At 64.4% G+C, this 5,083-nt stretch carries 6 protein-coding genes; 3 read left to right on the forward strand and 3 right to left on the reverse strand.

The annotated features are described in order from the left end of the window. Positions 1-46: 46 nt before the first annotated feature. From WMK75_RS18245 to WMK75_RS18255, 3 genes are read right to left on the reverse strand one after another with little or no spacing between them, the layout of a single operon-like run. A complete protein-coding gene (locus WMK75_RS18245) occupies positions 47-772 on the reverse strand; it encodes an amino acid ABC transporter ATP-binding protein (RefSeq protein ID WP_347269006.1) in 726 nt (241 codons plus the stop codon). A gap of 1 nt (position 773) precedes the next feature. Beyond that, positions 774-1,421: an amino acid ABC transporter permease gene (locus tag WMK75_RS18250; RefSeq protein WP_347269007.1), complete on the reverse strand. Its 648-nt coding sequence runs from the start codon at positions 1,419-1,421 to the stop codon at positions 774-776. A gap of 1 nt (position 1,422) precedes the next feature. Beyond that, positions 1,423-2,142 carry an ABC transporter substrate-binding protein gene (locus WMK75_RS18255; protein ID WP_347269008.1) on the reverse strand — a complete coding sequence of 240 codons (720 nt, stop codon included), beginning with the start codon at positions 2,140-2,142 and terminating at the stop codon, positions 1,423-1,425. Between the two features lie 339 nt (positions 2,143-2,481). Here WMK75_RS18255 and WMK75_RS18260 point away from each other — a divergent pair, with 339 nt between their 5' ends. The 3 genes from WMK75_RS18260 to WMK75_RS18270 all read left to right on the forward strand — a co-directional run. Then, positions 2,482-3,060 carry an NAD(P)H-dependent oxidoreductase gene (locus tag WMK75_RS18260; RefSeq protein WP_347269009.1) on the forward strand — a complete coding sequence of 193 codons (579 nt, stop codon included), beginning with the start codon at positions 2,482-2,484 and terminating at the stop codon, positions 3,058-3,060. A gap of 48 nt (positions 3,061-3,108) precedes the next feature. After that, positions 3,109-4,302 carry an LLM class flavin-dependent oxidoreductase gene (locus WMK75_RS18265; protein ID WP_347269010.1) on the forward strand — a complete coding sequence of 398 codons (1,194 nt, stop codon included), beginning with the start codon at positions 3,109-3,111 and terminating at the stop codon, positions 4,300-4,302. An 87-nt stretch (positions 4,303-4,389) separates the two neighbouring features. Beyond that, on the forward strand, positions 4,390-5,083 hold a 694-nt coding region (locus WMK75_RS18270), incomplete at its 3' end, for an SDR family oxidoreductase (RefSeq protein ID WP_347269011.1).

Here is a 5,083-nt window from a genome sequence, read left to right on the forward strand (position 1 = left end):
GGCCCGGCCGGCGCGATGCGGCGCCGCATCGCGCCGTCATCGTCGCTCAAGCCTTCAGCCGTCTCAGAAAATCCTGTGTCCGCTCCATTGTGGGCGCATCGATCACCGCGGAGGGAGGGCCGCTTTCCACCACCTTGCCGCCGTCCATGAACAGCACCTGGTCGGCGATATCGCGGGCGAAGCCGATCTCGTGGGTCACGACCAGCATCGATACGCCTTCATCCGCCAGCGTCCGCATCGTCACGAGGACTTCGCCGACGAGTTCGGGGTCGAGCGCCGAGGTGGGTTCGTCGAACAGAATGACGTCCGGCTTCACCGCGAGCGCGCGGGCGATCGCGACCCGCTGCTGCTGCCCTCCCGACAAGGTCGAGGGATAGGCGCCCGCCTTCTCGGCGAGCCCGACCTTCCGCAGCATCTCCATGCCGTTGGCGCGGGCCTCCTCCGGCGCGACGCCGTGCACATGGATGGGCGCCTCGGTGACGTTGTCCAGGACGGTGCGGTGGGGAAACAGGTTGAAGCGCTGGAAGACCATGGGCATGTGGCGGCGCAGCGTCCAGATCGAGGGCGCGTCGCGGTCGACCAGAACGCCGCGCACCTCGATCCGGCCGCCATCATAGCGCTCCAGCCCGTTGATGCAGCGCAGCAGCGTGGACTTGCCGGAGCCCGAGGGGCCCAGGATGCAGGTCACCTGGGTTTCGGAGAAGACCGCCGAGAGCCCCTTCAGGACTTCGAGGCTCCCGAAACGCTTGTGGAGGTCGATGAGCTCGATCACGTCAGCCGGCCCTCCTGAAGCGGGCTTCCAGCCAGCGGTTGAAGATCATCAGCGGCAGGCTCATGGCCAGATACAGCATCGCGACGATCGTGAAGATCTGCATGTTCTGGAAGGTCGCGGCGGCGACGAGCTGCCCCTGCCGGGTCAGCTCGGCGACCGTGATGGTCGAGGCCAAAGAGGAATCCTTGAGCATCATCACCATGATGTTCCCATAGGCCGGGAGCACGATCTTGAAAGCCTGCGGCAGCACCACGCGCCTCAAGGCGAGACCCGGCTTCATGCCCATCGCCTCGGCCGCCTCGTGCTGGGCCAGGTCGACCGCCTCCAGGCCGGCCCGGAAATTCTCCGCCTGATAGGCCGAATACCCGACGCCGAGGCCGACGATCCCCGCCTGGACCGCCGTCAGCTCGATGCCGAGATCCGGAAGCACGAAATAGAAGTAGAAGAGCTGGACGACCATGGGGATCCCGCGGATCACCATGACGATCCCGCGCGCGACCCCGGCCACGAGGCAATTGCCCATGAACTGCATGAGGGAGAGCACGAGGCCCAGGATCGTGCTCAGGAGAAACGAGCCGGCGGTGATGAGAAGCGTGAAACCGATGCCGTTCAGGAGGATCGGCAAATGCTCGCGAACGGCATCGACCATCTCAGCGGATATCCCACTTCGCGAGGATCTTCGCGATCGTACCGTCCGCATGCGCCTTTTTCAGGCCGGCATTCACCTTCTCGATCAGCTCGGCGTTGCCGAGCCGTGTCGCGATCGCGACATTGCCCGTCGCCACAGGCTTATATTCCTCGGCGAGGCGCAGCTTGTAGCTCGTATTATGCGCGATGAGATAGGCCGCGAGCGGCTTGTCCACCAGGCCGCCGTCGAGGCGCCCGAGGCTGATGTCGCGCAGCAGATCGGCATTGGTGTCGTAGCTCTTCACGTCGGTGATGCCCGCCGCGGCGAGCGTGCCGAGATAGGAGGCGCCGACCACGACCCCGAGCCGCAACCCCTTGAGCGAGGCGATGTCGCCATAGCTCTTCGTGTCCGATTGCGGCAGCACCAACGCCTCGCCATAGCTGACGACCGTGTCGCTGAACAGGATGGCCTTGGCGCGCTCCGGCGTGTTGTACATCGCCGCGGCGATCAGATCGATCTTCGAGCTCTGGAGGGCCGGAATCAGCGATTTCCAGTCCGTCGCGACGATCTCGACCTTGAAGCCGGCATTCTCGCCGATGGCGCGGATGGTGTCGACCATGACGCCTTCGATCTCGTTCGTCTTGGTGTTCAGAAAACAAAAAGGTACGCTGGTGGGTGTCGACCCCACCTTGTAAACCTGCTGCGCCTCAACCTCCAATACTCCCGACAGCAGCATCGCCATGCCGGCCGCCACTAACGTCGACACTCTCTTCATTGATCCGTCTCCGATTATAATTAGAAGTTGGTGCTTTGTATCGACATAACATTGCCGTCGATCGATTGGAAACGCTGGAGGCGAGCGGCACACCGATCCGCGCACCTCGCTGCTGACAGGAACAACCTCCTCACCGGCACGTCATCGCGACTGCGACAATCTGACAGACATGCGAGATATCTGTCAATCTGATAAGATTGACATGTCAGATTTATGTCTCTAGCTTCACCGGAGTTCGGCGCCCGCCGACCCGGCCGGCCGGGTCGCGGGACGCGTCGGCCCGAGAAGCCTGGAGTGCGGGATCCCATGAGAATAGTCTGCTTCGGCGGTGCGGTGCGCGCCGGCTCGTCCTCCGAGATCGCGCTGCAGATGGCCGCGCAAATGGCGGCACGCTCCGGCTCCCAGGTTGATTTTTTTCCTGGAGCGGAGCTCGACTTTCCGATCTACCGACCCGAGAGCACGGAACGCGACGAGCGCACGCGAAAATTCGTGAACGCGCTGCGGCAGGCCGACGGCATCATCGTCGCGACGCCCGGCTATCACGGCTCGATCTCGGGGCTGCTCAAGAACGCCATCGATTACGTCGAAGACCTGAAATCGGACGAGCGGACCTATTTCTCCGGCCGGGCCGTCGGCGTGATCGTCAGCGCCGCCGGCTGGCAGTCCGTGGGGTCGACCCTCGCCGCGGTCCGCTCGATCGTCCACGCGCTCCGCGGCTGGCCGACGCCCTACGGGGTCGGCATCAACAGCAGGGAAATGAACGTCGGCAAGGCGCAGGCGCCCAATCCGGCGCTGCAGGCGCCGATATCCACGATGGTCGACGAAGTCGTCCAGTTCGCCGCGGCGAACCGATCCGCGTCCTACCGGCAAGCCCGCGCCGGATAACCCAACCCGTCAATTCATCAGAACAGCGAACCACGCCGAGGATGATCCATGCCTGAGCCCATGCATTTCGGGACCTTTGTCGCTCCCTACCATTCGATGTCGGAAGATCCGACGCTGACCTTGCATCAGGATCTGGAGCTGATGGAATGGATCGAGCGGCTCGGATATCACGAAGCCTGGATCGGCGAGCATCACTCGGCCGGCGTCGAGACGATTTCGTCGCCCGAAATCTTCATCGCCGGCGCCGCCGCCCGCACGAAGCGGCTGAAGCTCGGGACGGGCGTGATCTCGCTGCCCTATCACAACCCCTTCAACGTCGCCAACCGGATCGTCCAGCTTGACCATCAGACGCGCGGCCGGATCATGTTCGGGGTCGGCCCCGGCCTGCTGGCCTCCGACGCGATGATGCTGGGGATCGATCCGATCGTTCAGCGAGACCGGATGGCGGAAAGCCTGGAGATCATCATCCGGCTGTTCCGCGGCGAGACGGTCACGCAGCAGTCCGACTGGTACAATCTGGTGGAGGCCAAGCTCCACATCCTCCCCTATTCCTATCCGCATCCCGAGATCGCGGTCGCCAGCGCGGTCACGCCCTCGGGCGGCAGGCTGGCCGGCCGCTATGGCTTGAGCATGCTCTGCGTGGCCGCGGACGATCCTTCCGGCTTCGACGCGCTGTCCGCCAACTGGCAGGTCGCCTGCGAAACGGCGGCACAATCGGGGCACCAGATGGATATCCGCGATCTGCGCGTCGTCCGGCTGCATATCGCCGAGACCAAAGCCCAGGCGCTCGAAGACGTCAAATATGGGCTGGAGACCTATATCAATTACCTGAACAACAATCAGCAGCGCTTCACGATCCCGCCGGGCGTCGACCTGGCCGAATGGTTCTGCCAGACCGGCTATATCAGCGTCGGAACCCCGGACGATGCCTGCAACCTCGTCGAGAACCTGATACGCAAGCAGGGGCGGTTCGGGACCTTCCTCATCGCCGCGCATAACTGGGCGAACTGGGAGGCGACGAAACGGTCCTACGAGCTCTTCGCGCGCTTCGTCGCGCCGCGGATCAACCAGGCCAACGAGGCGCGCCGTGCGTCCTATGACTGGGTCACCGCGAATCGCGAGGAATTCTCCGGCAAGCGGATCGCCGCGGCGCGCGCCGCGTTCGACAAGCACGCGACGCCCCAGCCGTCTGGCGGGACCGAGCGGGTGACGAGGCCGACAAGGGGGCGGGAAGCCTGGTGAGGCGCGGTCGGCGGCAACCAGAATCAATCCAGCATGGAACGGCAGAGATCCTGATCTTCACGCGCAGTCGCGGCTATGGAGGACGAGTTGAGCGACCCTGATAATGATATTTTCGATCTTCGCGATCGCGTTATCGTGGTTACGGGCGCGGCGAGCGGATTGGGCCGCGAGATGGCCGACGAATTCCTGTCGCGGGGAGCCCGGGTCGTCGCCTGCGACGTCGACCGGGACAGCCTGGAGGGCTTTCGCCCGTCCTCCGGCGAGGCGCGGCTGGAACGCAGGCCCGCCGATATCTCGAAAATTCCGGAGGCCGAAGCTCTCATCGAGGACACGATCGCGAAATACGGCGCGCTGGACGCGGTTTTCTGCAATGCCGGCATTTCGGGAGGCCCCGGCTTCAGCATCGGGGGGACGCTCGAAAATCAATCCTTCGACGTCTGGCAGCGCCATCTCGGCGTCAACCTGATGGGCAGCTTCGCGGTCGCGCGCGTCGCCGCGATCCATATGAAGAAGGCGGGAAAGGGGTCGATCGTCTTCACCACCTCGGCCGCGGCCACCAGGGCATCGGGCTTGTCGTCCTATGTCTACCAGGCTGGAAAGGCCGCCGTCGCCCAATTGATGCGGGCGATGGCCCTCGACCTGGCCGCCAGCAATGTGCGCGTCAACGCCATCGCCCCGGGAGCGTTCGGGACGGGCATCGGCGGCGGCAAGCTGAAATCCGACCCGGACATGATGGCGCTCTTCGCCAAGCGAACGGCGTTCGGGAGGATCGGCTCGCCTC

Source organism: Paracoccus sp. (in: a-proteobacteria) (assembly GCF_039808215.1).
Classification (GTDB): Bacteria; Pseudomonadota; Alphaproteobacteria; order Rhodobacterales; family Rhodobacteraceae; genus Paracoccus.

What these genes read in the sequence shown, in the direction of transcription:
- WMK75_RS18250 (WP_347269007.1), bottom strand. Translation starts at nt 1,421, where the DNA reads ATGGTCGATGCCGTTCGCGAGCATTTGCCGATCCTCCTGAACGGCATC.
- WMK75_RS18260 (WP_347269009.1), top strand. Translation starts at nt 2,482, where the DNA reads ATGAGAATAGTCTGCTTCGGCGGTGCGGTGCGCGCCGGCTCGTCCTCC.
- WMK75_RS18255 (WP_347269008.1), bottom strand. Translation starts at nt 2,142, where the DNA reads ATGGCGATGCTGCTGTCGGGAGTATTGGAGGTTGAGGCGCAGCAGGTT.
- WMK75_RS18265 (WP_347269010.1), top strand. Translation starts at nt 3,109, where the DNA reads ATGCCTGAGCCCATGCATTTCGGGACCTTTGTCGCTCCCTACCATTCG.